We start from the raw sequence: 26,013 nt of genomic DNA on the forward strand, positions 1-26,013 counted from the left end.
GCGGATAGGGTCGCGGCGTGGGCGGCCCCGGGCGATCGACGGCGCGGGCACGGGTCGTCGTCCTCCTGTCGGGCACCGGCTCGCTCTGCGCGGCGCTCCTGGACGCGACCGACGACCCGGCCTACCCGGTGGACGTCGTCGCCGTCGGGGCCGACCGCCCGGCCGCGGGCCTCGAGCACGCCACCCGGCGCGGCATCCCGACGTTCGTCTGCGCGCTGCGCGACCACGCCGACCGCGCCGCCTGGGACCGTGCGCTGGCGGCCGAGGTCGCCGGTTTCGCCCCCGACCTCGTCGTCTCCGCCGGGTTCATGAAGATCGTCGGCCCGGCGGTGCTGGACGCCTTCGGCGGGCGGCTGATCAACACCCACCCCGCGCTGCTGCCGGCCTTCCCCGGCGCGCACGCCGTGCGCGACGCCCTGGCCGCCGGGGCGACGGTGACCGGCTCGACGGTGCACCTCGTCGACGCCGGCGTGGACACCGGCCCGGTGCTCGCCCAGCGCGAGGTGCCGGTGCTGCCCGACGACGACGAACCCCGCCTGCACGAACGCATCAAGGCCGTGGAGCGCGAGCTCCTGGTGGAGACGGTGGCCCGACTGGTGGCCGCCGAACGAGAGGACGAGAGCTCCCGATGAGCGACCGCAGCCCGATCCGTCGCGCCCTGCTCGGCGTCTACGACAAGACCGGCATCGAGGAGCTGGCCCGCGGGCTGGCCGGTGCCGGGGTGGAGCTGGTCAGCACCGGCGCCACCGCCCGCCGCATCGCCGACGCCGGCATCCCGGTGACCCCCGTCGAGCAGGTGACCGGGTTCCCCGAGTGCCTCGACGGGCGGGTGAAGACGCTGCACCCCGCCGTGCACGCCGGGATCCTGGCCGACCGCCGCAGGCCCGAGCACGTCGCCCAGCTGGACGAGCTGGGCATCGCCGCCTTCGACCTCGTCGTGGTGAACCTCTACCCGTTCACCGAGACGGTCGCCTCGGGCGCCTCGTCCGACGAGTGCGTCGAGCAGATCGACATCGGCGGCCCGGCGATGGTGCGCGCCGCGGCCAAGAACCACCCGTCGGTCGCCGTCGTCGTCGACCCGGCGCGCTACGGCGACGTGCTGGCCGCCGTCGGCGAGGGCGGCTTCACCCTCGCCGAGCGGCAGGGGCTGGCGGCGGCGGCCTTCCGGCACACGGCCTCCTACGACATCGCGGTCGCCTCGTGGATGAGCAGCGTGCTCGCGCCCGACGGGACGTCGGACTTCCCGGAGTGGGTCGGGGCGAGCTGGGAGCGGGCCGAGGTCCTCCGGTACGGGGAGAACCCGCACCAGGGCGCCGCGCTGTACCGCGGCAGCACGCCCGGGCTGGCGCACGCCGAGCAGCTGCACGGCAAGGCGATGTCCTACAACAACTACGTCGACACCGACGCCGCCTGGCGGGCCGCGCACGACCACGCCGACCCCTGCGTGGCGATCATCAAGCACGCCAACCCGTGCGGGATCGCCGTCGGCCCGGACATCGCGGCCGCCCACCGCAAGGCGCACGCCTGCGACCCGCTGTCGGCGTTCGGCGGCGTCATCGCGGCGAACCGGGAGATCGACCTGACGACGGCCGAGCAGGTCGCCGAGGTGTTCACCGAGGTCGTCGTCGCGCCGTCGTTCACCGACGACGCCGTCCGCGTGCTGACCGGCAAGAAGAACATCCGGCTGCTGCGCCTGCCGCACCTGCCGGGTGCGGCCGCCGAGCTGCGGCCGATCAGCGGCGGGCTGCTGCTGCAGGCCACCGACCGCATCGACGCCACCGGCGACGACCCGACCACCTGGACGCTGGCGGCCGGCGAGCCGCTGGACGCCGCCGGCCTCGACGACCTCGTCTTCGCCTGGCGGGCGGTGCGCGCGGTGAAGAGCAACGCGATCCTGCTCGCCCACGACCGGGCGACCGTCGGCGTCGGCATGGGCCAGGTCAACCGGGTGGACTCCGCCCGGCTGGCCGTCGCGCGGGCGGGGGAGCGGGCGGCCGGCTCGGTCGCGGCGTCCGACGCGTTCTTCCCCTTCGCCGACGGGCTGCAGGTGCTGCTCGACGCCGGTGTCCGCGCCGTCGTCCAGCCCGGTGGGTCCGTGCGCGACGAGGAGGTCGTCGCCGCGGCGGCCGCCGCGGGCGTGCCGCTCTACCTGACCGGCACGCGGCACTTCGCGCACTGAGGCGCTGCGGTCAGTAGTACCTGCGGCCGGTGAGCAGGGCCTTGAGGCTGCCGAGCACCCCGAGGACGGCGACGGCGATCGCGCACCAGAAGCCCGGGCCGAAGGTGCCCAGCCGCCAGTCGGCGTCCTGCAGCGGCACGACGACCGCCCACACCACCAGGCCGCTGACCAGCAGCCCGAGCAGCCCGAGGAGGCGGTGCGAGCGGGCCGGCAGCCACATCAGGACGCCGAGCACGAGCAGCACCCCGCCGCCGAGCACCACCGCCATCGGCTGCCACAGCCCGGTGTCGACGAGCGAGTCCAGGTCGTCGAACCCGTCGCGCACCAGGTCCAGGCCGGTGCCGTCGAGGTCGTCGACCCAGTCGAGCACCAGGCTGAGCGCGGCGGCGAGGCCGGCGAGGATGAGCAGCAGTCCGCCGAGGCTGTCCGGCCCGCGGACGGCGACCGGCTCCGCCGACCAGACGGGGGCCGTCGTGCCGGGGCTCGCTCCGACGGGGCTCTGGTCGCGTTCGGTCACGTCGCACCTCCGGCCGCGCGGGTCCGGGGGGACCCGCTGCGTCGGAGCCTAGGACCGCGGCCCCGGTCCCGGCAGCTCTCGGGCACACTGTCCCCGTGCCCGCGACGATCCTGGACGGCAAGGCGACGGCAGCGGCGATCCGCTCCGAACTGACCGGGCGGGTGGCGGCGCTGACCGCGGCCGGCCACCGGCCGGGGCTCGGCACCCTGCTGGTCGGTGACGACCCGGGCAGCCGCTGGTACGTCAACGCCAAGCACTCCGACTGCGCGCAGGTCGGCATCGCCAGCATCCAGCGCGAGCTGCCCGCCACCGCGACGCTCGCCGACGTGCTCGCCGTCGTCGAGGAGCTCAACGCCGACCCGGCCTGCACCGGCTACATCGTGCAGCTGCCCCTTCCCGCCGGCATCGACGAGAGCGTCGTGCTCGAGGCGATGGACCCGGCCAAGGACGCCGACGGGCTGCACCCGGTGAACCTGGGCCGGCTGGTGCTCAACGTCCCCGGGCCGCTGCCCTGCACGCCGGTCGGCATCGTCGAGCTGCTGCGCCGCTACGAGGTGCCGATCGCCGGCGCCGAGGTCGTCGTCGTCGGCCGGGGGATCACCGTCGGGCGGCCGCTGGGCCTGCTGCTCACCCGCCGCACCGAGAACGCCACCGTGACGCTGTGCCACACCGGCACCCGCGACCTCGCCGCGCACCTGCGCACGGCCGACGTCGTCGTGGCCGCCGCCGGCGTGCCCGGCCTGATCACCGCCGACCTGGTCAAGCCGGGCGCCGCCGTCCTCGACGTGGGCGTCAGCCGGGTCGACGGCAAGATCGCCGGCGACGTCGCGAAGGACGTCGTCGACGTGGCCGGGTTCGTGGCCCCCAACCCCGGCGGCGTGGGCCCGATGACCCGGGCGATGCTGCTGCAGAACGTCGTCCTGGCCGCCGAGCAGGCAGCCGCCGCCGAGGCCCTCACCGCGTGACCGGGGATCGGCCGCCGCTCTACGTCCGACGGCCGTTCGTCGCCGGGCTGGTCCGCCAGCTCCCGCTGCTGGCGGTGCTCCGCCGCCGTGGTGGTCGGGCTGCTGCTGGTGACCGTCGAGCACTGGCGGACCGGGCTGGTCGTCATGGGCCTGGCGCTCGTCGCGGCCGCGGTGCTGCGGCTGCTGCTGCCCGAGCGCCGGGTCGGCTTCCTCGCCGTCCGGAGCCGGCCGGTGGACGTCGTGCTGCTCACGGCGGCCGGTCTGGCGCTCAGCGTCATCGCCGTCGCCATTCCCGCACCGTGAGACGTCGCAGCGCCCCCGCTGGCGCGCGACGGCCTCCGCGGCGCTAGGTTGGCGCGCATGGCAGACAAGCCTCGGAACGGCAAGGTCACCGTGGTGGGCGCCGGCTTCTACGGCTCCACGACCGCTCTCCGTCTCGCCGAGTACGACATCTTCGAGACCGTCGTGCTCACCGACATCGTCGAGGGCAAGCCCGAGGGCCTGGCCCTCGACATGAACCAGTCGCGGCCCATCGAGGGCTTCGAGACCGAGGTCGTCGGCATCGGGGGCGGGTCCTACGAGGGCACCGAGGGCTCCGACGTCGTCGTCATCACCGCGGGCATCCCGCGCAAGCCCGGCATGAGCCGGATGGACCTCATCGAGACCAACGCGAAGATCGTCCGCGAGGTGGCGGAGAAGGTGGCCGCCGGCTCGCCGGACGCCGTCCTCATCGTGGTCTCCAACCCGCTGGACGAGATGACCGCGCTGGCGCAGCTGGCCAGCGGGTTCCCGAAGCAGCGGGTGATGGGGCAGGCGGGCATGCTCGACACCGCCCGCTTCACCAACTTCGTGGCCGAGGAGACCGGTGTCCCCGTCTCCTCGGTGCGCACGCTGACCCTGGGCTCGCACGGCGACACGATGGTGCCCGTGCCGTCGCGCTGCACCGTCGACGGCAAGCCGCTCACCGAGGTGCTCGCGGCCGACCGCATCGAGCACCTGGTCGACCGCACCCGCAACGGCGGCGCCGAGGTGGTGGCCCTGCTCAAGACCGGGTCGGCGTACTTCGCGCCGTCGGCCGCCGCGGCCCGCATGGCCCGCGCGGTCATGGAGGACTCCGGCACCGTGATGCCGGTGTGCGCGTGGGTCGACGGCGAGTACGGGATCAGCGGCGTGTACCTGGGCGTCGAGGCCGAGATCGGCCGAGGAGGAGTGCGGAAGGTCGTCGAGGGCGACCTGTCCGAGAGCGAGCTGGCCGGGCTGCGCGACGCAGCCGAGGCCGTGCGCGCCAAGCAGGCTGACATAGCCGACCTCTGAGCGAACGCTCGGAGCAGCAAGCAGAGAGAAGGAACGCGCACAGTGGCGAAGATCAAGGTCGAGGGCACCGTCGTCGAGCTCGACGGCGACGAGATGACCCGGATCATCTGGCAGTTCATCAAGGACCAGCTGATCCTCCCGTACCTCGACGTGAACCTGGAGTACTACGACCTGGGCATCGAGTCGCGCGACGCGACCGACGACCAGATCACCATCGACTCGGCCAACGCCATCAAGAAGCACGGCGTCGGCGTCAAGTGCGCGACGATCACCCCGGACGAGGCGCGCGTCGAGGAGTTCGGCCTCAAGAAGATGTGGCGGTCCCCGAACGGGACGATCCGCAACATCCTGGGCGGCGTCATCTTCCGCGAGCCGATCATCATGCAGAACGTGCCGCGCCTGGTGCCGGGCTGGACCAAGCCGATCATCGTCGGCCGCCACGCCTTCGGTGACCAGTACCGCGCCACCGACTTCAAGTTCCCCTCGGCGGGCACCCTGACGGTGACCTTCACGCCGACCGACGGCTCCGAGCCGATCGAGCACGAGGTCTTCCAGGCCCCGGGCGCCGGCGTCTCGCTGTCGATGTACAACCTGGACGACTCGATCCGCGACTTCGCGCGCGCCTCGATGAACTACGGCCTGGACCGCGGCTACCCGGTCTACCTGTCCACGAAGAACACGATCCTCAAGGCCTACGACGGCCGGTTCAAGGACATCTTCGAGGAGGTCTTCGAGGCCGAGTTCAAGGAGAAGTTCGCGACCGCGGGCATCACCTACGAGCACCGGCTCATCGACGACATGGTCGCCGCCTCGCTCAAGTGGGAGGGCGGCTACGTCTGGGCCTGCAAGAACTACGACGGTGACGTGCAGTCCGACACCGTGGCCCAGGGCTTCGGCTCGCTCGGCCTCATGACCTCGGTGCTCGCGACCCCGGACGGCCGCACGGTCGAGGCCGAGGCCGCCCACGGCACGGTCACCCGGCACTACCGCCAGCACCAGCAGGGCAAGGAGACGTCGACCAACCCGATCGCGTCGATCTTCGCCTGGACCCGGGGCCTCGCGCACCGCGGCAAGCTGGACGGCACCCCCGAGGTCACCCGCTTCGCCGAGACCCTCGAGCGGGTCTGCATCGACACCGTCGAGAGCGGCCAGATGACCAAGGACCTCGCGCTGCTGATCTCGAACGACAGCCCGTGGCTCACCACCCAGGACTTCCTGGGCGCCATCGACACCAACCTCAAGAAGGCCATGGCCTGAGGTAGGCGCTGACACCGGCGGCCCCCGCACCCGACCCGGGTGCGGGGGCCGCCGTGCGTCCGGGGGCGGGTGTCCGTCCGCGAGGGCGGGGTTCCGGGGCTCAGGACGGCGCCGCAGGGGCCGAGTTCCCCGCCCTCGCTGGCCTGTGGACGACGGTCACGTGGGTGGGCCGCCACGCGACAGGCTCTGCGGGTGCCCCGACCCAGTAAGCCGGCCGCTCTCGAGGGATGCGTGTTCCGGGCGCGCGACGTCGTCCGCGACGGGCTGCTCACCCCGGATGCGCTGCGCAGTTCCGCCTGGCGACGGCTGTTCCGCGGGATCTACGCCGACGCGGACCTCCCGCACTCGTTCGGGATCCGCATCCGCGGCGCCCGGCTGCTCGCGCCGCCGTCGGCGTTGTTCAGCGGCCGGAGCGCGGCCTACCTGCTCGGCGCCCCCTCGCTCGTGGACGCGGATCCGCCCGTGGAGGTGTGCACGCCGCCGGACGCGCGTTTCGGCCCGGTCCACGGGCTCCGCATCCGGAAGGTGTCGATTCCGGCTGAGCAGGTGCGGGTGCGGTACGGCTTCCGGTGCACCGACGGTGTGCGGACGGCGCTGGACATCGCCCGGGCCGAGGCGCTGCTGGACGCGGTCCCGGCGCTCGACGTGCTGACGGCGCGGGGGGTCGTGAGCCGGCAGGCGCTCGCTCGCGCGGGGACGGCGGTCGCCGGCGGGCGTGGCGCGCGCTCCGCCAGGCTCGCGATCTCGCTGGCCGATCCGCGGGCCGAGTCGCCGCCCGAGTCACGGGTGCGCGTGCTGCTCGCACTGGCCGGCCTGCCTGCGACCCCCCAGTACGAGGTGCGCGACCGCTCCGGCCGTTTCCTCGCCCGGGTGGACCTGGCCTACCCGGAGCTCCGGTTGGCCATCGAGTACGACGGCGCGTGGCACGGCGAGCCGGGGCAGTTCGCCCGGGACCGCCGTCGCCTGAACGGGCTGGTCGCCGCGGGGTGGCTGGTGCTGCACGTGACGCGCCGCGGACCTGCACCGCCCTGACGAGCTGGTCGCCCGGGTGCGCGCACTGCGTGCCACGCGCGAGGGCGGTGTTCCAGGGCTCTGAGTGCGTGCTCAGGCCCCGGGAACCCCGCCCTCGCGGCGGGTATCGGGCGCGGGCGGGTCAGGCGAAGAGCTGGGTCCACCAGGGGCCGCCGCCGCCGTCGGCGATGCCGACACCGAGGCGGGTCAGGCTGCAGTCGACGATGTTGGCGCGGTGGCCGGGGCTGGCGAGCCACGCGGTCATGACGGCGGCGGGGTCGGCCTGGCCGCGGGCGATGTTCTCGGCCCGCGCGGAGAGGCCGGCCGCCTGGGCGCGGTCGAAGGGGCTCCGCCCGTCCAGGTCCACGTGGTCGAAGTAGCCGCGGTCGCGCATGTCGGCGCTGTGCGCGGCCGCGACCGAGGCGAGCCCGGCGTCGGCAACCAGCGGCCGGCAGCCGGCGGACGCGCGGGCCTCGTTCACCAGCGCCAGCACCTGGCCCGCGCGGTCGGAACCGGCCGGAGCCGGGGGAGCGGCCGCCGGGGCCGGCGCCGGAGCGGGGGACGGCGGCACCGGCTCCTCCGCCACCGTCGACCGGGGCGCGGGCACCGCGGTGGACGACGGCGCGGCGGGCGGTGCGGCCTCGGTCGGCGCCCCGGTCGGTGCCCCGGTCGCGGCGGGCGGAACCGGGGCGGCGGAGGCCGGGGCCGCGGTCCGGTCCGACCGGCTGGAGCGCTCCAGGCGCACGCCGTCCGGGCCCATCCGCAGCCGCGCCGACGCGCTGGCGAAGTCGGCCGAGGTGCGCCGGCCGTCGATCCCCATGACCACCGGCGAGGCGGCGTCGGAACCGGCGGGCGCGCCGGGCCCGGACACCACCGGGGCCGCGAGCACGAAGCCGGTCACGAGCGCGACGACGACGACGCCGAGACCGAGCCGGCGGCGGCCGATCCGCAGGGTGCCGGCGGCGCGGGCGACGACGCGCGAGACCCCCGCGAGGAGGCGGGCGTACGCGGGCGTGCTGGTGGGACGGTGGCGCACGGGGCTCCCCGGTTGATCACGATTCGTTATCAAGTGGAGACTAACCGTAAGCGCCGGGAGGCCGACAGTTCACGAGACGCAGGTCACCTCCGGCGTGTCCGGTCACCCGCAGCCCGGTCCCCGCCCGCGCGAGCGCCGTCCGCAGGGCACCATGGGCGCGCACGCCCCGCATCCCAATGACCGAGGAGCAAGCCGCCGGTGAGCGACGTCTGGCTCAGCATCGTCATGGTCGTCGTCTTCATCCTGATCGGCGGCGTGTTCGCCGGCGCCGAGATCGCGCTGGTCTCGCTGCGCGAGTCGCAGGTGCGCGCGATGGCCGAGTCCGGCCGTCGCGGGCAGGCGGTGCAGAAGCTGCTCAGCGACCCCAACCGGTTCCTCGCCGCGGTCCAGGTGGGCGTCACCTTCGCCGGGTTCTTCTCCGCGGCGTTCGGCGCCAGCACGCTGTCCGAGCCGTTCGCGGACTGGCTCGAGGGACGGGGTGTCTCCTCGGGGCTCTCCGGCACCCTCGCCCTGGTCCTGGTCACCGTCGCGATCAGCTACGTCTCGCTGGTCGCCGGCGAGCTGACGCCCAAGCGGCTCGCGCTGCAGCGCGCCGAGGGGTTCGCGCTGCTCGTCGCCGCGCCGCTCAACTTCATCGCGAAGCTGTCCCGCCCGATCATCTGGCTGCTCTCGAAGTCGACGAACGCGCTGGTCCGGCTCTCCGGCGGCAACCCCGAGCAGGCGGGCGAGTCGATCAGCCAGGAGGAGCTGCGCGACCTCGTCGCCGCGCACGAGTCCCTGAGCAGCGACGAGCGCCGGCTCATCGACGAGGTCTTCCGCGCCGGCGAGCGCGAGGTGCGCGAGGTGATGACGCCCCGCACCGAGGTCACCTTCCTCGACGGGTCGATGACCGCCAGCCGCGCGGCGAAGCTCGTCGTCGACAGCAACTACTCGCGCTACCCCGTGGCCGGCCGCGACCAGGCACGACGTCGTCGGCTTCGTGCACGTGCGCGACCTGTTCCTGCCCACCCACCCGGCCGGCCGGGCCGCGACCGTCGCCGACCTCGCCCGCGAGGTCAAGCGGCTGCCCGGCACCGCCGGGGTGCTCACCGCGCTCAGCGAGATGCGGCGGGAGAACCACCACCTGGCCATCGTCGTCGACGAGTACGGCGGCACCGACGGGATCGTGACCCTCGAGGACCTCATCGAGGAGGTCATCGGCGAGATCTACGACGAGTACGACGCCGAGGTCGAGCCCGAGGCGCGGCAGTCGCCGGACGCCCCGCGCGAGGTCGACGGCCTGCTCAACCTCGACGACTTCACCGAGGCCACCGGCCTGGAGCTGCCGGACGGCCCCTACGAGACCGTCGCCGGGTACGTGCTCGCCGGGCTCGGCCGGCTGCCGGAGGTCGGCGACACCATCGAGGTCGAGGGCCGCGCGGTCACCGTCGTCGAGCTCGACGGACGGCGGATCGCCCGGCTCCGCGTCGACCCGCCGCCGCCCGCCCCCGAGGGCGACGACGACGGCGAGCGCGAGCCGGGGGACTAGCGGGCGACCTCCCAGGCGTCGCGCACGATGCCGACCAGGTCGGTGTGCCGCGGCGCCCAGCCGAGGTCCGCGCGGATGCGGTCGCTGGCGGCGACCAGCTGGGCCGGGTCGCCGGACCGGCGCGGTCCGTCGGTGGTCGGGACGGCGTGCCCGGTCACCTCGCGGGCGGCGTCGACGACCTCCTGCACGGAGAAGCCGGTGCCGTTGCCCAGGTTGTAGACGCGGTGCTCGCCGGCCGACGGCGCGGGCAGCGCCAGCAGGTGCGCGTCGGCGAGGTCCCCGACGTGCACGTAGTCGCGGATGCAGGTGCCGTCGGGCGTCGGGTAGTCGCGGCCGAAGACGGTGAGCGACTCCCGCTGCCCGGCCGCGACCTGCAGGGCCAGCGGGATCAGGTGGGTCTCGGTGGCGTGCCGCTCGCCCAGGCCGTACGCGGCGGCCGGCGACGTTGAAGTAGCGCAGGCTGACCGCCGCGAAGCCGTGCGCGACGGCGTAGGAGGTCAGCATGTGGTCCACGGCGAGCTTCGAGGCGCCGTAGGTGTTGGTGGGCCGGGTCGGCGCGTCCTCCCGGATGGGGACGGCCTCGGGCTCGCCGTAGGTCGCCGCGGTGGAGGAGAAGACGATCCGCCGGCAGTCGGCGGCCCGCATCGCCTCGAGCAGCGCCAGGGAGCCCCCGACGTTGGTCGACCAGTAGTCCTCCGGCCGCTGCTGGGAGACCCCGACCAGCGACCGGGCGGCGAAGTGCAGCACCGCCTCGGGGCGGACGTCGGCGAGGACCGGCGCCGAGTCGTGCAGCGACACCCGCACCAGGGCCGCGCCCTCGGGGACGGCGTCGGCGTGGCCCGTGGAGAGGTCGTCGAGCACCGTGACCTCGTGGCCGTCGGAGAGGAGGGCAGCGGTCACTACGCTGCCGATGTAGCCGGCTCCACCGGCGACCAGGACGCGCATGCCGCCACCTTAGGGCGGCAGAGGAGGTCGAGCCCGTGGTCAGCGCACGCCCCGCGGTCCAGGCGCTGCCGGCGTACCGCCCGGGACGCAACCCGGCCGACCTCGCCCGCGAGATCGGCGTCGAGCGGGCGGTCAAGCTGGCCAGCAACGAGGTGGCGTTCCCGCCGCTGCCGGCGGTGGTCCGGGCGATCGCCGACGCGACGGGGGAGACCAACCGCTACCCGGACAACGGCGCGGTCGTGCTCACCGCGGCGCTGGCCGAGCGCTACGGCGTCGACCCCGCGCAGATCGCCACGGGCTGCGGCGCGGTGACGCTGTGCCAGGAGCTCGCCCAGGCCTACACCGAGCCCGGCACGAGCATCGCGTTCGCCTGGCGGTCGTTCGAGATGTACCCGCTGCTGGCGCAGGTCGCCGGCGCCCGGGCGATCCAGGTGCCCCTCGTCCCGGGCCGCGAGGGCGGCCCGGCCGACACCCACGACCTGGACGGCCTGCTGGCCGCGATCGACGACACCACCCGCCTGGTCTTCGTCTGCAACCCGAACAACCCGACCGGGACGGCGGTGCGCCGCGCCGAGCTCGAGCGGTTCCTCGACGCGGTGCCCGCGACGACGCTGGTCGTGCTGGACGAGGCCTACCGCGAGTTCGTCGACGACCCCGACGTCCCCGACGGCATCGAGCTCATGCGCGGCCGGCCCAACGTCGCGGTCCTGCGCACCTTCTCGAAAGCGTGGGGCCTGGCCGGGCTGCGGGTCGGCTACCTGATCGCCGAGGACCCCGCGGTCGCGGACGCGGTGCGCCGGACGCACGTCCCCTTCAGCGTCTCGATGCTGGCCCAGGCCGCCGCGGTCGCCGCCCTGGCCAGCGAGGACGAGGTGCGCGACCGCTGCGCGGCCGTCGTCGCCGAGCGGGCGCGGCTCACCGCGGCGCTGCGCGAGCGCGGCTTCGACGTCGCCGACAGCCAGGCCAACTTCGTCTGGCTGCCGCTGGGGGAGCGGACGGCGGAGCTGGCCGGCGCCCTCGAGGCGCGGGCGGTCATCACCCGGCCGTTCGCCGGCGAGGGGGTCCGGATCAGCATCGGCGCGCCGGACGAGAACGACGCGCTGCTCGCCGCGCTGGACGCCGCGGCCGGGGAGCGGGCCGACGGCGCTCCGGCCCGCTGAGGTCCGGGCTGGTTTGATGGCTACCGTGCCGCCGCAGTCGAACACCCCGCCCCGCGTGCTCTCCGGTATCCAGCCGACCGCGGGTTCCTTCCACCTCGGCAACCACCTGGGTGCGCTGCGGCAGTGGGTCGCCCTGCAGGAGACGACCGAGGCGTTCTACTGCGTCGTCGACCTGCACGCGATCACGATGGACTGGGACCCCGAGGAGCTGCGGCGGAACTCGCTGACCTCCGCCGCGCAGCTCCTGGCGCTCGGCGTGGACCCGGAGCGCAGCACGCTGTTCGTGCAGAGCCACGTGCCCGAGCACCTGCAGCTGTCGTGGGTGCTGGAGTGCATCGCGCGGTTCGGCGAGGCCAGCCGGATGACGCAGTTCAAGGACAAGAGCCAGCGCGAGGGCGCCGACGGCTCGTCGGTCGGGCTGTTCACCTACCCGGTGCTCATGGCCGCCGACATCCTCGTCTACCAGGCCGACCAGGTTCCGGTGGGTGACGACCAGCGCCAGCACCTCGAGCTGACCCGCGACGTCGCCACCCGCTTCAACAACCGCTTCGGGCAGACCTTCACCGTGCCCACGGGCTTCATCCCGGAGGCCGGCGCGCGGGTCATGGACCTGCAGACGCCGGAGAAGAAGATGAGCAAGAGCCTGCCCCCGGCCGGCTGCGTCTTCCTGCTCGACGACCCGAAGGTGACGGCGAAGAAGATCCGTTCCGCGGTCACCGACACCGGCCGCGAGGTCGTCGCCGACGCGCAGAACAAGCCGGGGGTGACGAATCTGCTCACCATCCACAGCGCGCTGTCCGGGCGCACGGTCCCCGAGCTCGAGGAGCACTTCGCCGGCCGCGGCTACGGCGACCTCAAGAAGGAGCTCGCCGAGGTCGTCACCGACTTCCTGGCCCCGGTCCGGCAGCGGACGTCGGAGCTGCTCGACGACCGCGCCGAGCTCGAGCGCATCCTGGCCGCCGGCGCCGAGCGCGCCCGCGAGGTCGCAAGCCGCACCGTGGCCGAGGTGTACGAGCGGGTCGGCTTCCTGGCTCCCGGCGGCCGCGCGTGACCGAGGGGACCGCGGCCGGAGAAGCCCCGGCCGGAGAAGCCCCGGCCGGCGGGACGGCGATGATCGGCGTCGTCGTCCTGGTGCCCGAGCCGTGGGCGCAGCTGCTGGTCGACTGGCGGGCCAAGGTGGGCGACCCCCAGGCCTCCCTCGTGCCGCCGCACGTGACCCTGCTGCCGCCCACCGAGGTACCGGTCGCCGACCGGGAGGCCGTCGCCGAGCACCTGGCCGGCGTCGCCCGCAACCACCCCGCCTTCCCCATGCACCTGTCCGGCACCGGCACGTTCAGCCCGGTCTCCGAGGTGGTGTTCGTGACCGTCGCCCGCGGCATCGGCAACTGCGAGCTGCTGGCCACCGACGTCCGCCAGGGCCCCCTCGCCCGGCCGCTGGCCTACCCGTACCACCCGCACGTGACCGTGGCCCACGACGTCCCGGCGGACATGCTGGAGCTGGCCTACAGCGCGCTGGCCGACCTCTCCGCCGAGTTCCAGGTGGAGCACTTCACCGAGTTCGAGCAGACGCCGGACGGCGCGTGGGCGATCGCCCGCGAGTACCCGCTCACCGGTCCGCCCCGCTGACCTCCTCGCGGCGCACCGCGCGCCGCCGGCCCACGACGGTGAGGCCGACGACGGCCAGGGCGGCGACCGCGAGCCCCGCCCCGACCAGCGGCGAGGGGCCGTCGTCGCCGGGGGGCGCGTCGTCGGTCGGCGCCCTGCCGGCCGCCGCCGCGGTGGGTCGGGCGGACCGCGGCGCCGGCCGGCTCGCCTCGGTCGCCTCCGCGGGGAGCTCGCCCGGCCGCACCAGCCGGCCCACGCCCGCGCTGCCGGCGGGGACGGTGAAGCCCCAGTCGAGCAGCAGCGCGGCCTGGTCGGCGGCGCGCAGCGGCTGGTTCTCGGTGTCGAGGACGCTGACCACCAGCCGGCGGCCGTCGCGCTCGGCGGCGGTCACGAAGGCGTGCCGGGCGGCGTCGGTGAAGCCGGTCTTGCCGCCGAGCGAGCCGGGGTAGCCGGCCAGCGGGTTCTGGTTCTGGATCTGGAAGCCCGCCGCGCGGCCGGGGACCTCCGGCACCTGGGCGACCGGGGTGGTGAGCACCGCGGCGGTGACCGGGTCCTCGACCAGGGCGCGGAAGACCAGCGCCAGGTCGTAGGGCGAGGACGACTGGCCGGCGACGTCGAGCCCCGAGGGGCTGCCGACGACGGTGTCGAACGCACCGAGCTGCCCCGCGGTCTCGGTCATCGCGGCGACGGTGGCCGCCGTCCCGCCGGCGGCGCGGGCCAGCGCGTTCGCGGCGTCGTTGCCCGACTGCAGGACCAGCGCCTGGAAGAGGAAGCCCACCGGGTACTGGCCCCCGGCGACCAGGCCGACCCGGCTGCCCTCGACCTGCTCGTCCTCCGGGGTGCCGGCGACGACCACCGCCGGGTCCAGCCGGTGGGCGAGGGCGAGGAGCGTCAGCGTCTTGAGCGTGCTGGCCGGGTAGTAGCGGCCGTGCGGGTCGCGGGCGGCGAGCACGGCGCCGGAGCCGGCGTCGGCCACCAGCCAGCCCGAGGCGGTCAGGGGACCGGGCAGGGGCGGGGCGTCCGCGGCGACGACCTGCCCGCGGGTGTCCAGCCGCTCGCCGCCGACGGTGCTGCCGTCGGGCGCGCTGCCCTGCGGGGGCGGCCCGGTGCGCGGCGCCGTGGGCGTGGGTGCCCCCGGGTCCGCGGTGGGCCGCGCCCCGTCCGCGGACGCCGCCGCGGGCAGCAGCAGCAGGCCCGCCGCCGCACCCGCCAGCAGGAGCGCCGCGAGCGGCCTGCGCGCCCCGCCCCGTCGTCCCACGGGCCGCACGGTAGCCGCGCCCGGACCGCCGCTGCGTGACCCACGACACCGATCCGGGCGCCACGCCCGGCCCTTCGCAACGATCGCGTATCGGTCCTCCCCGCGGCCGGTGGAGGTCCACGGACCCGCGGTTAGCGTTCTGCGTCGTGCTCTGACGCGCTGCGCCCCGGCGCCCGCGGCGGAGCACGCGGAAGAACCCACCGGGACCCGCCGCCCTCCGGGCCGGCAGTCCCCCCAGAGAGGAGATCGTCTTGCGCCGAGCGCGGATGACCAAGGCTGCGGCACTGCTGCTGGCCGGCGGCCTGGCCCTGTCGGCCTGCGCCAGCGACGAGGACAACGGCGACAGCGGCAGCAACGGCGGTGGCGACGGCGAGCTCAAGATCGGTGTCGCGTACGACACCGGCGGCCGCGGCGACAAGTCCTTCAACGACTCGGCGATCGCCGGCGTCGAGGCGGCCGTCGACGAGCTCGGCGGCGAGATCGAGGAGCTGTCGCCCAACGACGACGGCTCGAACCGCGAGGAGCTGCTGACCCAGCTCGCCGACGCCGGCTACAACCCGGTGATCGCGGTCGGCTTCGCCTACGGCGACATCATCGCCGACGTGGCGGCCGACTACCCGGACACGCAGTTCGCGATCGTCGACACCTCGGTCGAGGACCTGGGCGTGGACAACCTCACCGGTCTGGTCTTCGCCGAGGAGCAGGGCTCCTTCCTGGCCGGCGTCGCCGCCGCGTCGAAGAGCGTGACCGGCCACATCGGCTTCGTCGGTGGCTCGCAGAGCCCGCTGATCGAGAAGTTCGAGGCCGGCTACGTCGCCGGTGCGCAGGCGGTCAAGCCCGACATCATCGTCGACGTCACCTACCTCTCGCCGGCCGGCGACCCCTCCGGCTTCGGTGACCCCGAGGGCGGCAAGGTCGCGGCGCAGGGCATGTACCAGGGTGGCGCGGACATCGTGTTCCACGCCGCCGGCGGTTCGGGCGAGGGCGTCTTCGAGGCGGCCGTCGAGGCCGGTCAGCGCGCCATCGGCGTCGACTCCGACCAGTACCTGAGCGCGTCCCCCGACCAGCAGGCCGTGATCATGACGTCCATGCTCAAGCGGGTCGACCTGGCGGTGGAGGACTACATCACCGCCTTCGCCGACGACAGCCTGGAGGCCGGCACCGACGTCCTCAACGACCTCTCCACCGAGGGCGTGGGCCTGTCCGACTCCGGCGGCTACATCGATGACATCCAGGACGTCATCGAGGACTTCCGCCAGCAGATCATCGACGGCGACATCGAGGTTCCGACCGCCCCGTGATCCAGGCGCGGGCCCGCGCGAGCGGGCCCGCGCTCATGGGCGGACCCACGGCGGGCCCGGGCGCACACGCCCGGGCCCGCCGTTGCCGTGAGGGCTGCCGGACCGGCCGGCCCCGGCGTGCGGGATCATCCGCAGAGCAGCAGCCGTGCACCGCCCACCCGGCGGTGCACCGGAACAGAGAGGCCCACCCATGGCCGAGCAACCAGCCGGCGCGCCCGCGCCCGCCGCGGGCACCGGGGACACCCCGTACGCGGTCGAGCTGCGCGGCATCACCAAGCGCTTCCCCGGCGTGGTCGCCAACCGCGACATCGAGCTCCGGGTCCGCCGCGGTGAGGTGCACGCGATCGTGGGCGAGAACGGCGCCGGCAAGTCGACGCTGATGAAGACTCTCTACGGCATGCACCGGCCCGACGAGGGCACCATCGCCCTGCACGGCCGCGAGGTGCACCTCAAGAGCCCCGCCGACGCGATCGCGGCCGGCATCGGCATGGTCCACCAGCACTTCATGCTGGCCGACAACTTCACCGTCCTGGAGAACGTCGTCCTGGGCAGCGAGCCGACCAAGGGGCTCGGGCTGGACCGCGCCGAGGCCCGCCGGCGCATCCGGGAGATCTCGCAGCGGTACGCGCTCAACCTCGACCCCGACGTGCTGGTCGAGGAGCTCGGCGTCGGCGACCGGCAGCGCGTCGAGATCGCCAAGGTGCTCTACCGCGGGGCGACGACGCTGATCCTCGACGAGCCCACCGCCGTCCTCGTGCCGCAGGAGGTCGACGAGCTGTTCGGCAACCTCGCCGAGCTCAAGCGCGAGGGCCTCACCGTCATCTTCATCTCGCACAAGCTCGACGAGGTGCGCAAGGTCGCCGACTCGATCACCGTGATCCGGCGCGGCACCACCGTCGGCACCGCCGACCCCAGGACGACGACGGCGCGCCAGCTGGCCGAGCTCATGGTCGGCTCGGAGCTGCCCTCGCCGCAGACCCGCACCTCGACGGTGCGCGACACCCCGGTGCTGGAGGTGCGCGGGCTGACCGTGCGCTCGCACGGGGCGCGTCCGGCCGTCGACGACGTCACGCTGACCGTCCGCGAGGGCGAGGTCGTCGGCATCGCCGGCGTCGAGGGCAACGGGCAGGCCGAGCTCGTCGAGGCGGTCATGGGGCTGCGGCCGCTGGCCGAGGGCGTCGTCGTCCTCGGCGGCGAGGAGATCACCGCCTGGAGCACCCGCGCCCGCCGCGAGGCCGGGATCGGGTTCGTGCCCGAGGACCGGCACCGGCAGGGCATGCTGCTCGACGCGCCCCTGTGGGAGAACCGCATCCTGGGCCACCAGACCCGGCCGCCGGCGGTCAAGGGCCTGTTCATCGACCGCAAGGCCGCCCGCGCGGACACCGAGCGGATCATGCAGGAGTACGACGTCCGCGCCCCCGGGCCGGACACGCTGGCCGTGGCGCTGTCCGGCGGCAACCAGCAGAAGCTCATCGTCGGGCGGGAGATGAGCGCGCGACCGCGGCTGCTCATCGCCTCGCACCCGACCCGGGGGGTCGACGTCGGTGCGCAGTCGGCGATCTGGGAGCTGCTCAAGGACGCCCGCGCCGAAGGGATGGGGATCCTGTTGATCTCGGCCGACCTGGACGAGCTGATCGGCCTGTCCGACACGCTGCAGGTCATGCTGCGCGGCCGGCTGGTCGCGCAGCTGGACCCGGCGTCGCTCACCCCTGAGGAGCTCGGCGGGCACATGACCGGCGCCCACGACGGCTCGGTCGGTGCCGCATGACCGCCCTGCGCCGCCTCGGGAACGCGCTGCTGGCCCCGGCCATCGCGATCGTCTTCGCCGTCGTCATCACCGCGCTGGTCATCCTGCTGATCGGGGAGAACCCCTCGACCGCGCTGCAGGTGCTCGTCGACTTCGGCGACACCCCGGCCCAGCAGACCCAGGCCATCGTGGTGATCCTCAACCGGGCCATCCCGCTGTTCCTGGCCGGGCTGGCCGTGTCGGTCGCCTTCCGCATGGGGCTGTTCAACATCGGCGTCGAGGGCCAGTACCGGATGGCGACCGTGCTGGCCGCCGGCGCCGGCGCGGCCGTCTCGCTGCCGGCCCCGCTGCACGTCGTCTTCATCATCGTCGTGGCGATGCTGGTCGGGGCGCTGTGGGCCGGGATCGTCGCCGTCCTCAAGGTCACCCGCGGGGTCAGCGAGGTCATCAGCTCGATCATGCTGAACTTCATCGCGCTGGGCACCGCCTCGTGGCTGCTCACCGGGCCGCTCCGGGGCAGCCCCGAGGGCGCGGCGATCATCACCACGGAGGACCTGCCGGCGTCCGGCCAGATCCCGGGCCTCAACCGCGTCTTCGACTGGATCGGGCTGGCCCAGCCGCGGGGTGAGCTCTACGGCTTCCTCGTCGTGGCGCTGCTCGCCGGCATCGTGATCGCGGTGCTGCTCAAGCGCACCCGGTTCGGCTTCGACCTGCGGGCCACCGGGCTCTCGCCGTCGGCGGCCACCGCCAGCGGTGTCGACGCCCGCCGCATGGTCATCAAGGCGATGCTCATCTCCGGCGCCGTCGCCGGGCTGATCGGGCTGCCCGACCTGATGGGCAAGACCCACCACTTCGGCACCGAGTTCACCGCCGGACTGGGCTTCCTCGGCATCGCGGTGGCCCTGCTGGGCCGCAACTCGCCGATCGGCATCGCGCTCGCCGCGCTGCTGTTCGCCTTCCTCGACCGGGCCGCGGTGCCGCTGCAGTTCGCCGACATCCCGGCCTCGGTGGTCACGATCATCCAGGGCACGATCGTGCTCGCCGTCGTCATCGCCAACGAGATCGCCCGCCAGCTGACCCGCCGGCGGGCGGAGGGCGGAGCCGGGCAGGCGAGCCCGGCCGCCCCCGAGGACCCACCCGCCGGACCCGCCGGCCAGCCGGGCAGCCGCATCGACACGCGTCAGGAGGCGGGGGCGTGAGCGCCGTGACCACCGCACCGACCGCGGCGCCCAGCCGCGGGCCGATCACCGAGCTGCTCCTGGGCGGGGGCACCGCCCGCCGGGTCACCTGGGTGTTCGTCGGCATCATGCTGCTGCTGTCGATCGTCCGGGTCGTCTCCGGCGAGCAGGCGCTCACCTCGTCCTCGACCTTCGCCACCGCGCTGCTGCTGGCCGTGCCCATCGGGCTGGCGGCGCTGGGCGGGCTGTTCTCCGAGCGCGCGGGCGTGGTCAACATCGGCCTCGAGGGCATGATGATCCTCGGCACCTGGGGCGCCGGCTGGGCCGGCTACCAGTGGGGCTGGGCCGGCGCGCTCGTCGGCGGGATCGTGCTCGGCGCCGCGGGCGGCCTGGTCCACGCGGTCGCCACCGTCACCTTCGGCGTCGACCACGTCGTGTCCGGCGTCGCGATCAACATCCTGGCCGCCGGCATCGTGCGGTTCCTCTCCGAGCTGCTCTACATCGACAACCCGGCCGGTGGCGGTGTCACGCAGTCGCCGGCGATGTCCAGCCGGCCGCCGACGTTCTCGCTCCCCGTGCTCTCCGACGGCCCCGACCTGCTGGGGGACGTCGCCGGCTCCGGGTGGTTCCTCGTCTCCGACGTCGCCGGGCTGCTCCGGGGGTTCACCAGCGGTCTCGGCATCCTCACGCTGGTCGCGATCCTGCTGGTCCCGGTCAGCTACCTCGTGCTGTGGCGGACGGACGTTCGGTCTGCGGCTGCGGGCGTGCGGGGAGAACCCGGCCGCGGCCGACACGCTCGGCGTGCCGGTGTACCGGATGAAGTACATCGCGGTGATCATCTCCGGCGGGCTGGCCGGCCTGGGTGGGGCGGCGCTGGTGTTCGTCGCCAACAGCTTCAAGGAGGGCCAGACCGGCGGGCGCGGGTTCATCGGCCTGGCGGCGCTGATCTTCGGCAACTGGCGGCCCGGCGGCCTCGCGGCCGGCGCGGGGCTGTTCGGCTTCGCCGACGGCCTCCAGCTGCGCAGCCGCACCGCCGTCGTCGCGCTGCTGCTCCTCCTGGCCCTGCTCCTGCTGGCGGTCGCGGTCTTCCAGACCGTGCGCGGCAAGTACCTGCAGGCCGTCCTCGCGGGGGTGTTCGCCGGGCTGAGCCTGGTCGGCTTCCTCACCATCGACGAGCTGCCCAGCGGCATCGTCTCGTTCACGCCGCACCTGATCACCCTGCTGGTGCTGTCGCTGGCCTCCCAGCGGTTGCGGATGCCGAAGGCCGACGGGCTGGTCTACCGGCGAGGGGAGCACTAGTGGCCGCGCAGGTGGACTGGGACGCCCTCCGGGCGGCCGCGCGCGAGGCGATGACCCGGGCGTACGCCCCGTACTCGAGGTTCCCGGTCGGCGTCGCCGGCCTGGTGGACGACGGGCGGCTGGTCACCGGCTGCAACGTCGAGAACGCCTCGTACGGGCTGAGTCTGTGCGCCGAGTGCGGCATGGTCAGCGACCTGGCGCGCTCGGGCGGCGGCCGGCTGGTCGCGGTGGCCTGCGTCGGCGGGGACGGCCGGCCGCTGATGCCGTGCGGCCGGTGCCGGCAGCTGCTGTGGGAGTTCGGCGGCGCGGACATGCTCATCGAGACCGTGTCGCTCGGCATCGTGCCGATGCGCGAGGTGCTGCCGGACGCCTTCGGCCCCGACGACCTGGTCGCCGCGGCGGAGCGGGGGCAGGGCTGATGGGCGCGCACGACGCGATCGACGTCATCCGGGCCAAGCGGGACGGCGTCGAGCTCTCCGCCGACCAGATCCGCTGGGTGATCGACGCCTACACGCGGCGCCAGGTGCCCGACGAGCAGATGAGCGCGCTGCTCATGGCGGTGTTCTTCCGCGGCATGACGCCGGGGGAGCTGTCGGTCTGGACGCAGGCGATGATCGACTCCGGGCGGCGCTTGGACCTCTCCTCGCTCGGCCGGCCGACCGCCGACAAGCACTCCACCGGTGGCGTGGGCGACAAGATCACCCTGCCGCTGGCCCCGCTCGTCGCCGCCTGCGGCGTCGCGGTGCCGCAGCTGTCCGGGCGCGGGCTCGGGCACACCGGCGGCACGCTGGACAAGCTGGAGGCGATCCCGGGCTGGCGGGCCGACGTCGACGAGCGGGCCTACCTGGCCCAGCTGCGCGACGTCGGCGCGGTGGTCTGCGCGGCCGGCGACGACCTCGCCCCGGCCGACAAGCTGCTCTACGCGCTGCGCGACGTCACGGGCACGGTCGAGTCGATCCCGCTCATCGCCAGCTCGATCATGAGCAAGAAGATCGCCGAGGGCGCCGACGCGCTGGTGCTCGACGTGAAGACCGGCTCCGGCGCCTTCATGAAGGACCCCGACGCCTCGCGCGAGCTGGCCCGCACGATGGTCGGCCTGGGGGAGGCCGCGGGGGTGCGCACCGTCGCCCTGGTGACGGCGATGGACCGCCCCCTGGGCCGCGCGGCCGGCAACGCCGTCGAGGTCGCCGAGTCCGTCGAGGTGCTCGCCGGGGGCGGCCCGGCCGACGTCGTCGAGCTCACCCTGGCGCTGGCCCGCGAGATGCTGGCCGGCGCCGGACGGGGCGACGTCGACCCCGCGGAGGCGCTGGCCGACGGCCGGGCCATGGACGCGTGGCGGGCGATGATCGCCGCGCAGGGTGGCGACCCCGACGCGCCCCTGCCGCAGCCGGCCGAGCGGCACGTGGTGACCGCACCGGCCTCGGGCACGCTGACCCGGCTGGACGCCTTCTCCCTCGGGGTGGCGGCCTGGCGGCTCGGCGCGGGCCGGGCGCGCAAGGAGGACAGCGTCTCGGCGTCGGCGGGCATCACCTGGGCCGCCGGCGTGGGGGAGCAGGTGACCGCCGGTCAGCCGCTGCTCGAGTTGCACACCGACGACGCCGCCCGCATCCCGCGCGCCCTGGAGGCGCTCGAGGGGGCGATCGGCGTCGACACCGACGACGTCCCGCTGCCGCTGGTGATCGACCGCATAACGGCGTGAGGCGGAAGGGGAGGACACTGTTCTCCCGTGACGAGTTCTGCACCGGTGGCCGCCGTGGCCGACCGCCCGCGACCGGGTGACCCGCTGGACCCGGACGCCGCGATCTCCATCCGCGGGCTGGTCAGGCGGTACGGCGACTTCACCGCCGTGGACGGCCTCGACCTCGACATCCGGCGCGGGGAGATCTTCGCGCTGCTCGGCCCCAACGGCGCCGGCAAGACGACGACGGTCGAGATCTGCGAGGGCTACCGCGCGCGCGACGCCGGCGAGGTCCGGGTGCTGGGGGAGGACCCCGCCGACGGCGCCCGGGCGTGGAAGGCGCAGCTCGGGATCGTGCTGCAGTCCGGCTCGGGCGACAGCCAGCTGACCGTCCGCGAGCTGCTCCGCGCGCAGGCCTCGTACTACGCCGACCCGCGGGACGTCGACGAGGTCATCGCACTCGTCGGCCTCACCGAGAAGGCCGGCGTCCGCGGTCGCTCGCTCTCCGGGGGCCAGCGCCGCCGGCTGGACGTCGCCCTCGGGATCGTGGGCCGCCCGACGTTGCTGTTCCTCGACGAGCCCACCACCGGCTTCGACCCCGAGGCCCGCCGGCAGTTCTGGTCGCTGATCCGGTCGCTCCGGGACCTCGGCACCACGATGCTGCTCACCACGCACTACCTGGACGAGGCCGAGGCGCTGGCCGACCGCGTCGGCGTCATCGCCCGCGGCCGGCTGGTCGAGGTCGCCGTCCCCAGTGCCCTGGGGCGGCCGGGAGAGCGCACCGGCCACGGTCAGCTGGACCGAGGACGGCACCCGCCGCACCGAGGCGACCCCGACCCCCACCGCCTTCGTGGCCGACCTGGCCGCCCGCTTCCCCGGCGAGGTGCCCGACCTCGCCGTGTCCCGCCCCACGCTCGAGGACGTGTACCTGCAGATGATCGGCGACCGATGACGGCGACCGCTCCGGAGCGCACGTCGACGGCCCTGCCGTCGCTGCCCGCCGTCTACCGCTCGCGCATCTCGGTGGAGCTCAGGGAGTTCTTCCGCCAGCGCGAGTCGGTGGTGTTCACCCTGCTGCTGCCGGTGCTGCTGCTCGTCGTCTTCGGCGCGGTGCTCGACTACGACCTCGGTTCGGGCGTGAACTTCACGCAGTACTTCATGGCCGGGATCATCGCCGCCGGCATCCTGGGCGCCAGCTTCCAGAACATGGCGATCAGCATCGCGACCGAGCGCTCGGACGGGACGCTCAAGCACCTGGCCGGGACGCCGATGCCGCGCAGCGCCTTCTTCATCGGGAAGATCGCGCAGGTGCTGGCGGTGACGCTGGCCAGCATCGTCGTCCTGCTGCTGGTCGGCGTCGTGTTCTACGGCATCGACCTGCCCACGGGCAGCGACTGGCTCACCTTCGCCTGGGTGACCGTCCTGGGCGCGGCGGCCTGCACGCTGCTGGGCATCGCCATGTCGAGCGTGGCGAAGAACGGGCGCTCGGCCTCGGCCACGGTGACGCCCTTCGCGCTGCTGCTGCAGTTCATCTCCGGCGTCTTCTTCCAGTTCAGCGAGATCCCCTCCTGGATGCAGACCTTCGCGGCGCTGTTCCCGCTCAAGTGGATGGCGCAGGGCTTCCGGTCGGTCTTCCTGCCCGACGCGCTGGCGGCCGACGAGCCGGCCGGCTCGTGGGAGCTGGGCCGGGTCGCGCTGGTGCTGGGCATCTGGTGCGTCCTGGGCCTGCTGCTGTGCATTCGCACCTTCCGCTGGCAGGACCGGGGCTGATCCGGCTCGGTCACGCCGCTCAGCCGCGGCCGCTCAGCCGCGGCCGCTCAGCCGGTAGTACTTGTGCGGGTCGAGGCGCCGCAGGACCTGCGCGGCACCGGGCACCATCCACAGCCGGGCCGGGACGCGGCGCAGGGGGATGCCGGACATCTCCTTGTACCGGCACAGCCCCTCGTCCTCGCGCGCGTGCAACCCGTCGACCACCTCGCGCACCGCCGGGTTCCGCCGGCAGGCCCAGAAGAACTCGTAGGTCAGGCCTGTGCTGATGCCGGTGTCCAGTGCCCAGGAGGCGACGACCATGTCCCGGGCGTAGGCGGTCCCGTCGACCGCGTGCCCCGAGGTGTACCCGGCCAGCCGTCCGTCCACGAGACCGGCGATGACGATGCCGTGGGCCGGGTCCCCGAGCCGGCTCACCTGCGCCTCGTACCCGCGGCGGGACGGCAGCCGGCCGGCGCCGCTGCGCGCGTGGGCCGAGCGGAGCACCTCGTACCCCTCCCGCAGGAGCAGTTCGGCCCCGGTCAGCTCGACGAAGCGCACGTGCTCGCGGGCCTTGCGCAGGCTGCGGCGGCGGCTCTTCGACAGCCGGGGCTCCTCGAACGCGTCGAGGTCGGTCACCAGGTGGACGGGCACGGCCGCGTCGGCGTGCCGGGCGTCGTCGTCGGCGAGGCAGGCCTGGTAGCCCCAGGCGGTCGGGGCCGGACGCGTGGCCTGTGCGTCGGACAGCCGGGCCAGCAGGTGCACCGGCCGGTAGAAGCCGGGCAGCGTCGGCGTCCACAGCCGGCCGCGGTGCTCCACCACCGGCGCTCCCGAGCGCGCCAGGGAGGCGGCCATCTCCGCCTCGGTGACGACGGGCATCCGGGCCACCGCGACGTCCCGCGCCTGCGCCAGCACCGCCCTGCCCCCTCCGTCGCCGTCGTGCCCCCTCCCGGCACCTTCGCACCGGTCGGCCGCCTTCGGGGAGGTCTGTCACCCGGACGGGCGCGGGCGGGCCGCCCGGGAGGGCCTGGGTAGCGTCGACCCGTGCCCGCACCGCTGAACGCCGACGCCCTCCGCCGCGCCCCCAAGGTCCTGCTGCACGACCACCTCGACGGCGGGCTCCGGCCGCAGACGGTGCTGGAGCTGGCCGACGCCCACGGCTACCGCGCCCTGCCCGCCTCGGACGCCGCCGAGCTGGCCGTCTGGTTCCGGAAGGCGGCGGACTCCGGCTCGCTCGTCCGGTACCTGGAGACCTTCGCGCACACCGTCGGCGTGATGCAGACCGCCGACGCGATCCACCGGGTCGCCCGCGAGTGCGCTCTCGACCTGGCCGCCGACGGCGTGGTGCTGGCCGAGGTGCGCTTCGCCCCGGAGCTGGCGACGGCGGGCGGGCTGCCGATCGAGGCCGTCGTCGAGGCGATGGTCGACGGCCTCGCCGCCGGCAGCGCCGAGGCGACCGCCGCCGGCACGCCGATCCGCGTCGGGGCGCTGCTGTGCGCCATGCGGCAGGAGGACCGCTGGGAGGAGGTCGCCGGGCTGGTCGTGCGCTACCGCGACGCCGGCGTGGTCGGCTTCGACCTGGCCGGGCCCGAGATCGGCTTCCCGCCGGACCGCATCCCGGCCGCGATCGCGCTGCTGGACCGGGCCGGCGCGCACCGCACCATCCACGCGGGTGAGGCCGCCGGCGTCGACAGCATCCGGGCCGCGCTCGACGGCGCCCGGGCCGAGCGGCTCGGTCACGGCATCCGGATCGCCGACGAGGTGGCCGACGACGGCGCGCTGGGCCCGGTCGCGCAGCGGGTGCTCGACGCGCAGGTGCCGCTGGAGGTCGCGCCGTCGTCCAACGTGCAGACCGGCGCCTACCCGTCGCTGGCCGCGCACCCGGTCGACCGGCTGCACCGGCTGGGCTTCGCCGTCACCGTGAACACCGACAACCGGCTGATGAGCGGGGTCTCGGCGAGCAGCGAGCTGACCGCCGTCGCGGAGGCCTTCGGCTGGGGCTGGGACGACGTCGCGACCGTCACCGAGCGTGCGCTGGCGGCGGCCTTCCTCGAGGAGTCCGAGCGCGCGCGCCTGCTCACCGACGTCGTCCGGCCCGGGTACGCCGCCCTGCGGGGCTGACGGAGGGTGACCGTCCCCACCCCCTTCCGGGGAATGGGGGAGGCCGGTGCGCTGCTAACCTGGGCGTACCGGCACATCGGCCGGTCATCCTCCCGGACGGAACGTCTGGGCACGAGCGCATCCGTGCAGATCGCACGTCCGACGGACGTCGAGCGATCGCCAGCGAGG

General features: G+C 74.5%; 24 protein-coding genes and 3 pseudogenes. 21 read left to right on the forward strand and 6 right to left on the reverse strand.

Annotated features, from left to right (window positions below; translation table 11 throughout):
- The first annotated feature begins 17 nt into the window (after window positions 1-17).
- Together purN and purH are read left to right on the forward strand one after the other, a co-directional pair.
- Window positions 18-632 (forward strand): phosphoribosylglycinamide formyltransferase, encoded by a 615-nt coding sequence (gene purN, locus JKP76_RS08020; protein WP_200490311.1) that lies wholly within the window; start codon window positions 18-20, stop codon window positions 630-632.
- Entirely contained in the window at window positions 629-2,179 is a 1,551-nt protein-coding gene (gene purH / locus JKP76_RS08025; protein WP_200490313.1) for a bifunctional phosphoribosylaminoimidazolecarboxamide formyltransferase/IMP cyclohydrolase, read from the forward strand. Before purN ends, purH begins: the two co-directional genes overlap by 4 nt.
- Window positions 2,180-2,189: 10 nt before the next feature.
- Here purH and JKP76_RS08030 read toward each other — a convergent pair whose 3' ends face one another.
- Complete coding sequence (locus JKP76_RS08030) at window positions 2,190-2,696, reverse strand: hypothetical protein (protein ID WP_200490315.1); 507 nt, start codon at window positions 2,694-2,696, stop codon at window positions 2,190-2,192.
- A gap of 95 nt (window positions 2,697-2,791) precedes the next feature.
- On the opposite strand from JKP76_RS08030, the gene JKP76_RS08035 reads away from it, so the two are divergent.
- From JKP76_RS08035 to JKP76_RS08055, 5 genes are all read left to right on the forward strand, one after another.
- The gene (locus JKP76_RS08035) at window positions 2,792-3,661 is read left to right on the forward strand and encodes a bifunctional methylenetetrahydrofolate dehydrogenase/methenyltetrahydrofolate cyclohydrolase (RefSeq protein WP_200490317.1); all 870 of its coding nucleotides are present in this window, start codon (window positions 2,792-2,794) and stop codon (window positions 3,659-3,661) included.
- 87 nt (window positions 3,662-3,748) lie between these two features.
- Window positions 3,749-3,964, forward strand: coding sequence for a DUF3017 domain-containing protein (locus JKP76_RS08040; protein ID WP_309232882.1), 216 nt, complete (start codon window positions 3,749-3,751; stop codon window positions 3,962-3,964).
- Window positions 3,965-4,021: 57 nt separating this feature from the next.
- Complete coding sequence (mdh, locus tag JKP76_RS08045; protein WP_200490319.1) at window positions 4,022-4,975, forward strand: malate dehydrogenase; 954 nt, start codon at window positions 4,022-4,024, stop codon at window positions 4,973-4,975.
- Window positions 4,976-5,017: 42 nt separating this feature from the next.
- Window positions 5,018-6,232: an NADP-dependent isocitrate dehydrogenase gene (locus tag JKP76_RS08050; protein ID WP_200490321.1), complete on the forward strand. Its 1,215-nt coding sequence runs from the start codon at window positions 5,018-5,020 to the stop codon at window positions 6,230-6,232.
- Window positions 6,233-6,424: 192 nt separating this feature from the next.
- Complete coding sequence (locus JKP76_RS08055) at window positions 6,425-7,264, forward strand: endonuclease domain-containing protein (RefSeq protein WP_200490323.1); 840 nt, start codon at window positions 6,425-6,427, stop codon at window positions 7,262-7,264.
- Between the two features lie 121 nt (window positions 7,265-7,385).
- Here the strand turns inward: JKP76_RS08055 and JKP76_RS19755 are convergent, their stop codons facing one another.
- Window positions 7,386-8,279 (reverse strand): CAP domain-containing protein, encoded by an 894-nt coding sequence (locus JKP76_RS19755; RefSeq protein WP_309229906.1) that lies wholly within the window; start codon window positions 8,277-8,279, stop codon window positions 7,386-7,388.
- Window positions 8,280-8,504: 225 nt separating this feature from the next.
- Between JKP76_RS19755 and JKP76_RS20630 the strand changes: the two are divergent.
- Both JKP76_RS20630 and JKP76_RS20635 read left to right on the forward strand, forming a co-directional pair.
- Window positions 8,505-8,996, forward strand: a pseudogene (locus JKP76_RS20630) (CNNM domain-containing protein); the annotation flags it as partial.
- A 262-nt stretch (window positions 8,997-9,258) separates the two neighbouring features.
- Window positions 9,259-9,807, forward strand: coding sequence for a transporter associated domain-containing protein (locus tag JKP76_RS20635; protein ID WP_309232883.1), 549 nt, complete (start codon window positions 9,259-9,261; stop codon window positions 9,805-9,807).
- Here JKP76_RS20635 and JKP76_RS22290 read toward each other — a convergent pair.
- Window positions 9,804-10,229: an NAD-dependent epimerase/dehydratase family protein gene (locus tag JKP76_RS22290; RefSeq protein WP_255522612.1), complete on the reverse strand. Its 426-nt coding sequence runs from the start codon at window positions 10,227-10,229 to the stop codon at window positions 9,804-9,806. The genes JKP76_RS20635 and JKP76_RS22290 overlap by 4 nt on opposite strands.
- A gap of 55 nt (window positions 10,230-10,284) precedes the next feature.
- Window positions 10,285-10,752, reverse strand: a pseudogene (locus JKP76_RS22295) (NAD-dependent epimerase/dehydratase family protein); the annotation flags it as partial.
- A 35-nt stretch (window positions 10,753-10,787) separates the two neighbouring features.
- Here JKP76_RS22295 and hisC point away from each other — a divergent pair.
- Genes hisC through JKP76_RS08085 form a run of 3 tightly spaced genes read left to right on the forward strand, consistent with a single transcriptional unit; the run spans window position 10,788 to window position 13,538 of the window.
- Window positions 10,788-11,912, forward strand: coding sequence for a histidinol-phosphate transaminase (gene hisC / locus JKP76_RS08075; protein WP_200490325.1), 1,125 nt, complete (start codon window positions 10,788-10,790; stop codon window positions 11,910-11,912).
- A gap of 16 nt (window positions 11,913-11,928) precedes the next feature.
- A complete protein-coding gene (trpS, locus tag JKP76_RS08080) occupies window positions 11,929-12,963 on the forward strand; it encodes a tryptophan--tRNA ligase (RefSeq protein WP_200490327.1) in 1,035 nt (344 codons plus the stop codon).
- Entirely contained in the window at window positions 12,960-13,538 is a 579-nt protein-coding gene (locus tag JKP76_RS08085) for a 2'-5' RNA ligase family protein (RefSeq protein ID WP_309229905.1), read from the forward strand. Before trpS ends, JKP76_RS08085 begins: the two co-directional genes overlap by 4 nt.
- On the opposite strand, the gene JKP76_RS08090 is transcribed toward JKP76_RS08085, so the two are convergent.
- Window positions 13,519-14,775: a serine hydrolase gene (locus JKP76_RS08090; protein ID WP_309232884.1), complete on the reverse strand. Its 1,257-nt coding sequence runs from the start codon at window positions 14,773-14,775 to the stop codon at window positions 13,519-13,521. The two genes, JKP76_RS08085 and JKP76_RS08090, sit on opposite strands and share 20 nt — an antisense overlap.
- A 266-nt stretch (window positions 14,776-15,041) precedes the next feature.
- Here JKP76_RS08090 and JKP76_RS08095 point away from each other — a divergent pair, with 266 nt between their 5' ends.
- The 8 genes and pseudogenes from JKP76_RS08095 (at window position 15,042) to JKP76_RS20640 (ending at window position 23,748) form a co-directional block, all read left to right on the forward strand.
- A complete protein-coding gene (locus JKP76_RS08095; protein WP_200490329.1) occupies window positions 15,042-16,076 on the forward strand; it encodes a BMP family protein in 1,035 nt (344 codons plus the stop codon).
- A gap of 190 nt (window positions 16,077-16,266) precedes the next feature.
- A complete protein-coding gene (locus JKP76_RS08100) occupies window positions 16,267-17,844 on the forward strand; it encodes an ABC transporter ATP-binding protein (protein WP_200490331.1) in 1,578 nt (525 codons plus the stop codon).
- Window positions 17,841-19,022, forward strand: coding sequence for an ABC transporter permease (locus tag JKP76_RS08105; protein ID WP_200490333.1), 1,182 nt, complete (start codon window positions 17,841-17,843; stop codon window positions 19,020-19,022). Before JKP76_RS08100 ends, JKP76_RS08105 begins: the two co-directional genes overlap by 4 nt.
- 107 nt (window positions 19,023-19,129) lie before the next feature.
- Window positions 19,130-19,681, forward strand: a pseudogene (locus JKP76_RS22300) (ABC transporter permease); the annotation flags it as partial.
- A gap of 121 nt (window positions 19,682-19,802) precedes the next feature.
- On the forward strand, window positions 19,803-20,300 hold the full coding sequence (locus tag JKP76_RS23380) for a hypothetical protein (RefSeq protein ID WP_309232885.1): 498 nt from the start codon (window positions 19,803-19,805) through the stop codon (window positions 20,298-20,300).
- Window positions 20,300-20,719, forward strand: coding sequence for a cytidine deaminase (locus tag JKP76_RS23385; RefSeq protein ID WP_200490335.1), 420 nt, complete (start codon window positions 20,300-20,302; stop codon window positions 20,717-20,719). The genes JKP76_RS23380 and JKP76_RS23385 overlap by 1 nt, the downstream gene beginning before the upstream one ends.
- On the forward strand, window positions 20,719-21,999 hold the full coding sequence (locus JKP76_RS08120) for a thymidine phosphorylase (RefSeq protein WP_200490337.1): 1,281 nt from the start codon (window positions 20,719-20,721) through the stop codon (window positions 21,997-21,999). The genes JKP76_RS23385 and JKP76_RS08120 overlap by 1 nt, the downstream gene beginning before the upstream one ends.
- Before the next feature lie 27 nt (window positions 22,000-22,026).
- Window positions 22,027-23,748: an ATP-binding cassette domain-containing protein gene (locus JKP76_RS20640; protein ID WP_309232886.1), complete on the forward strand. Its 1,722-nt coding sequence runs from the start codon at window positions 22,027-22,029 to the stop codon at window positions 23,746-23,748.
- Window positions 23,749-23,781: 33 nt separating this feature from the next.
- Here JKP76_RS20640 and JKP76_RS08135 read toward each other — a convergent pair whose 3' ends face one another.
- On the reverse strand, window positions 23,782-24,639 hold the full coding sequence (locus JKP76_RS08135) for a hypothetical protein (RefSeq protein WP_200490341.1): 858 nt from the start codon (window positions 24,637-24,639) through the stop codon (window positions 23,782-23,784).
- A 129-nt stretch (window positions 24,640-24,768) separates the two neighbouring features.
- Between JKP76_RS08135 and JKP76_RS08140 the strand changes: the two genes are divergently transcribed.
- Window positions 24,769-25,845: an adenosine deaminase gene (locus JKP76_RS08140; RefSeq protein WP_200490343.1), complete on the forward strand. Its 1,077-nt coding sequence runs from the start codon at window positions 24,769-24,771 to the stop codon at window positions 25,843-25,845.
- The last annotated feature ends 168 nt before the right edge of the window (window positions 25,846-26,013 follow it).

The organism is Blastococcus sp. TML/C7B (assembly GCF_016612845.1).
In the GTDB taxonomy this organism is placed as follows: Bacteria; Actinomycetota; Actinomycetes; order Mycobacteriales; family Geodermatophilaceae; genus Blastococcus.

Coding starts and splice junctions, on each gene's coding strand:
- purH (WP_200490313.1), top strand. CDS start 629: ATGAGCGACCGCAGCCCGATCCGTCGCGCCCTGCTCGGCGTCTACGAC.
- mdh (WP_200490319.1), top strand. CDS start 4,022: ATGGCAGACAAGCCTCGGAACGGCAAGGTCACCGTGGTGGGCGCCGGC.
- trpS (WP_200490327.1), top strand. CDS start 11,929: ATGGCTACCGTGCCGCCGCAGTCGAACACCCCGCCCCGCGTGCTCTCC.
- JKP76_RS08095 (WP_200490329.1), top strand. CDS start 15,042: ATGACCAAGGCTGCGGCACTGCTGCTGGCCGGCGGCCTGGCCCTGTCG.
- JKP76_RS08100 (WP_200490331.1), top strand. CDS start 16,267: ATGGCCGAGCAACCAGCCGGCGCGCCCGCGCCCGCCGCGGGCACCGGG.
- JKP76_RS08105 (WP_200490333.1), top strand. CDS start 17,841: ATGACCGCCCTGCGCCGCCTCGGGAACGCGCTGCTGGCCCCGGCCATC.
- JKP76_RS08120 (WP_200490337.1), top strand. CDS start 20,719: ATGGGCGCGCACGACGCGATCGACGTCATCCGGGCCAAGCGGGACGGC.